Below are 4,798 nucleotides of genomic sequence, written 5' to 3'. Positions count from 1 at the left end.
GCATTGGTCACGTCTGTGGCGGTCAGATTGCGCGCTGCGACTTTTTGCGGGTCCAGCCAGACGCGCATGGCGTAGTCGCCGGAGCCGTTCAGGATCACGTCGCCCATGCCGGACAGGCGGGCCAACTGGTCCTTGACGTTGATCACTGCGTAGTTGCGCAGATACAGATCATCGTAAGTATTGTCAGGCGAAACCAGGTGCACCACCATGGTCAGGCTGGGCGAGGAACGCACCGTGGTCACACCCAGCTGGCGTACTTCTTCGGGCAAGCGGGGCAGGGCGCGCTGTACGCGGTTCTGCACTTCGGTTTCAGCCTGCTTGATGTTCGTGCCGATCTTGAAGGTCACCGTCAGCTTCAGCGCACCATCCGAGGTGTTCTGGGACGACATGTAAATCATGTCTTCCACGCCGTTGATCTGTTCCTCCAGCGGCGCGGCAACGGTTTCTGCGATCACTTTCGGATCGGCGCCCGGATACTGGGCGCGCACCACCACGGATGGCGGCACCACGTTGGGATATTCCGAAATCGGCAGTTTGAAGATGGAGATCAAACCGCCCACGAAGACGATGATCGATAGGACAGCCGCAAAAATCGGCTTGTCGACAAAAAATTGTGAGAACTTCATGGCTTAGCGCACCTTGGTTTCGTTGGCGGCGACCTTGGCGTCATCCTTCTTCGCGCCGGGATCGCCCTTGGCATCCATCGCCACCAGTTCCGGCGCCAGCTGGGCGCCCGGTTTGACGCGCTGCAGGCCGTTCACCACGATTTTTTCGCCGGTCTTCAGGCCGCTACGCACGATGCGCAGGCCGTCGATGGTCTGGCCCAGCGTCACTTCGCGGTATTCGGCCTTGCCTTCGCCATTGACCACGAAGACGAACTTGCGGCTCTGGTCCGTGCCGATGGCGCGCTCGTTGATCAGGAAGGCATTGTGGCGCGCGCTGTCGCCGCTGCCGGCCTCGATCTGCACTTTGGCGAACAGGCCCGGCACCAGGATATTGTCGGTGTTGGCGAACACGGCGCGCATGCGCACTGCGCCGGTCTTGGTATCGAGTTTGTTGTCCACGAATTCCAGCTTGCCTTCATGCGGGAAGCCGTCTTCAGACGCCAGGCCGATGCGCACCTTGACCGGCTTGCCGGCGTGCGCCTCGGCGCCCACGTGCAGGTAGGTCGATTCGTCGCCATCCCAGGTGGCGTAGATTTTGTCGTCCGACACGACGGAAGTCAGCACGGCGCTCGGATCGATCAGGTTACCGAGCGTGATTTCCTGCTTGGCGACGCGGCCATCGATCGGCGAAGTGACGTGGGTGTATTCGAGATTGAGGCGGGCGTTTTCATACTGGGCCAGGGCGGCGCGTGCGTTGGCATCCAGTTCCTTCAGACCGGCGGCGCGTTCGTCGTATTCGCGCTGGGCGATGGCTTTGTCGGCCAGCAGCTTCTCGGCTCGGGCCAGCTCAATTTTGGCCAGGTCGGCCCGGGCGCGGGCGGCATCGGCGGCAGCACGCGCGCGGTCGGCTTCAGCCTGGAAGGGGCGCGGATCGATCACATACAACAGCTGGCCTTTCTTGACCTTGGCGCCTGGCTCAAAGTGAATCTCGGTGATATATCCGGCCACGCGGGAACGGATCTGTACGGATTCGATCGATTCCATCCGGCCGCTGAACTCCTGAGTCTCCGTGATCTGTTTTTCCAGCACCACGGCGGCGGTAATCGGCGTGCCTTGCGATGCTGCGGGAGCCGCGTCCTTGCTGTTCGCCTCGCTGCAACCGCTCAGGGCCGCAACCAGCACACCAGCGACAGCCAGGCCGGCCGCCAGTGGGGCCAGTCGAAGCCTTGTCTTTTGGATCTTGTCGGTCATGATCGAATCCTTCAAAATTATGTGTGCATATGCACAGTTCTGGATATTAAAAATGGACCGCAGAGGCCCTCTAATGGTTGCGAGTATAATTAATAACTGCAAGAAGTCAATCAATTTCTTTCAGCAGTGCAATTAAGGCAAGAGCGGCGGTGAGCCGGGGCGCTGCGCCAGGCCGAGTGTCAGCGCCAGTTCGCCGCCTTCGCGCAGCTTGCGATAGACCACGCCGTGCAGCTTCAGCGCCGCGAAGGATTCCGGCAGCAAAGCGATGCCTTTGCCGGCGGCGATGTCGGCCAGCAGCACGTGATGGTCGTCCGGCTCGCGCAGGAAGGCGGGATGGAAGTTGTGGCGCTCGAAAACTGTCATGCAATGATCGAAGAAGGCGGGCTGGCGCGGCCGGTCGAACCAGTACACAGCTTCGCTTGCGAGATCGGCCAGCGAGACGGTGCGCTTTTTCGCCAGAGGATGGCGCGCGGGCAGGGCCGCCATGAGTTCTTGCTGTCCAAGCGGCCGTACGCTGAGTTCAAATGTGCGTAGCGGCAGTGCGACCACCGCTGCGTCCAGGCGGCCGGCGCGCAGACTGGCAACGAGGCGGGGCGATGGCGCAAACGTGAGGTTGGGCGGGCCGCCGCGCTCAAGGCCAGCGAGCGTTGCACGGAAGGAGCCGGCTTCGACGGAGGTGGTCAATCCGATCCGCAGCGGGGGCCTGGTGCCGCCACGCGCAGCGTTTGCGCGTCCGCCAGCACCGTGCTGCGCGGCCACCGCACCTTCGGCGCTATCAAGCCGCTGAAGAATCTCGCGAGCATGCGGTAGCAGCTTGCGTCCCGCCGGCGCCAGCGCCACACCTTGCGTGTCGCGCTCGAATAGCTGTACGCCCAGCTGCGACTCCAGCTTCTGAATGGCGCGCGTCAGCGGCGGCTGCGTCATGTGCAGGCGCTCGGCGGCCTGGCGAAAGTTCAGGCAGTCGGCGACTGCGAGAAAGAGTTCAAGCGAACGGGTATCGAGTTTTCTCATACCGAAAAGGTATCACGTTTTTGGCAATTCCTCCGCGGAGGGCGGCTGGCTAGACTGCGCTTCATTGAAAACCGAAAGGAGATTGTCATGAAACGTGAACTGGGACTGGGCTGCATGGGCATGTCGGAATTCTATGGGGCCACCGACGACGCCCAATCGCTGGCGACGCTGGAAGCCGCTTTCGATGCCGGTGTTACGCATTACGACACCGCCGATTCTTATGGCGCCGGCCATAACGAAGAACTGCTGGCCCGCTTCATCAAAGGCAAGCACGGTCAGCTGCGGATTGCCACCAAATTCGGCATTGTGCGCGAGCCCGGGCGCTACGAGCGGCGCATCGACAACTCGCCAGCCTACATTCGCGGCGCCTGCGAAGCATCCTTGCGGCGTCTGGACGTCGATCATATCGACCTGTATTACGTGCACCGCCTGAGTGCAGCCACGCCGCTGGAGGACACGATCGGCACGCTGGCTGAGCTCAAGCGCGAAGGAAAAATCGGCGCAATCGGCTTGTGCGAGGTGTCGGCGCAAACGCTGCGCCGTGCGGCGGAGCTGCATCCGATCGCGTCGCTGCAAAGCGAGTATTCCTTGTGGACGCGCGATCCCGAGATCGGCGTGCTGCAAGCGGTGCGCGAGATCGGAGCGCAGTTCCATGCCTACAGTCCGCTGGGACGCGGCTTTCTGACGGGCGCCATCAAGCGCAATACCGAGCTGACCGACGGCGACTTCCGCAAACTGAGCCCGCGCTTCGCTGCCGAAAATCTGGATGCGAACATGCGCATCGCTGATACGGTGCTGGCACTGGCGGCGGCAAAGGGCTGCACGCCCGCCCAGTTGGCGCTGGCCTGGCTGCTGGCGCAAGGCCCTGAGATTGTGCCGATCCCCGGCACCAAGCGCACCCGTTATTTGCTGGAGAATCTTGGCGCGCTTGCCATTTCGCTCAGCGCGGACGAGCTCAAGCGCATCGACGAGGCTTTGCCACCAGGCGTAGCGGCGGGCGATCGATATCCAGCGGCCGGCATGCAGGGCTTGAACTCTTAGTGTCATCACAGTGTAACAAGTAGTGCCTACAATCATGCATGTCTCCTCCGAATGACAACTCTTTGAGCCGGCATCAGAATGCTGGCTCTTTTTTTCTATGCGCTGCTATCATCGTCCCTGAGACCTTGAACGGAGTGCATTGTCAATGCGACAAATATCGCCTGATACGCTGCTGGAGATCATCGACGCACAAGTGCGCCTGGTCAGCCTTGGTACCAATCTCAGCGCAGTGATTGACGAAGCTTCGGCTGTCGCAACACGGCTCACCGGCGCCGATGGCGCGGTGGTCGAACTGTTGGAGCGCGACGAAATTGTGTATCGCTCCGCGTCCGGCAGCGCCGAAGCCCAACTCGGCCTGCGTATGCCGGTGGCCAACAGCTTGTCCRGCTACTGTTTGTTGAACCGCGTGGCGGCCACCTGCACCGATAGTGAAATCGACGAACGCGTGAACCGCGAAGCCTGCCGAAAGGTTGGCCTGCGCTCCATGGTCATTGTGCCGCTGATCGCGGATCGACAGGCGATCGCGGTGATGAAGCTGGTTTGGCGCGAACCGCGTGCACTGGAAAATAACGAAGTGGAAATCGCACAGCTGCTGGCGAATATGTGTGCGGTGCTGATGCATCAGGCTTCGCTGGAAGGCAACGATGTACTGCAGCGCCGCCTGACCGTCGATGAAGCCACTGGCGTTGCGAACCGTGCCTACTTTTTCGAACAGCTGCGCAGCCGCGTGCAGGCAGCGGAAAAGGACAGCGGCCGCGTTGTCGTCGGCCTGGTTCGGATGGATGAAGTGGAGCCGGGCACCGAGGCTGCGATTTTGACGTGTATCGAAACCGAATGCCGCGAGGGGGACTTCGTGGCACGGGTGGCGGCCAATGAATTTGCCGTCATCC

General features: G+C 61.6%; 5 protein-coding genes. 2 read left to right on the top strand and 3 right to left on the bottom strand.

Annotated elements, in window-relative coordinates:
• From AB4Z11_RS23245 to AB4Z11_RS23235, 3 genes are all read right to left on the bottom strand, one after another.
• The coding region (locus tag AB4Z11_RS23245; protein ID WP_442027978.1) for an efflux RND transporter permease subunit at positions 1-626 on the bottom strand (626 nt) is incomplete at its 3' end.
• 3 nt (positions 627-629) lie between these two features.
• Positions 630-1,856, bottom strand: coding sequence for an efflux RND transporter periplasmic adaptor subunit (locus AB4Z11_RS23240; protein ID WP_442027976.1), 1,227 nt, complete (start codon positions 1,854-1,856; stop codon positions 630-632).
• A 132-nt stretch (positions 1,857-1,988) separates the two neighbouring features.
• Positions 1,989-2,867 carry a LysR family transcriptional regulator gene (locus tag AB4Z11_RS23235; RefSeq protein ID WP_442027974.1) on the bottom strand — a complete coding sequence of 293 codons (879 nt, stop codon included), beginning with the start codon at positions 2,865-2,867 and terminating at the stop codon, positions 1,989-1,991.
• 87 nt (positions 2,868-2,954) lie between these two features.
• On the opposite strand from AB4Z11_RS23235, the gene AB4Z11_RS23230 reads away from it, so the two are divergent.
• Positions 2,955-3,908 (top strand): aldo/keto reductase, encoded by a 954-nt coding sequence (locus tag AB4Z11_RS23230; protein WP_442027972.1) that lies wholly within the window; start codon positions 2,955-2,957, stop codon positions 3,906-3,908.
• A gap of 145 nt (positions 3,909-4,053) precedes the next feature.
• On the top strand, positions 4,054-4,798 hold a 745-nt coding region (locus tag AB4Z11_RS23225), incomplete at its 3' end, for a sensor domain-containing diguanylate cyclase (protein ID WP_442027970.1).

This window comes from Pseudoduganella sp. RAF53_2, from assembly GCF_052113985.1.
GTDB lineage: Bacteria > Pseudomonadota > Gammaproteobacteria > Burkholderiales > Burkholderiaceae_D > Rugamonas.
Note: the sequence above shows the minus strand (reverse complement) of the source record. Positions and strands in the feature narration are given on the sequence as shown.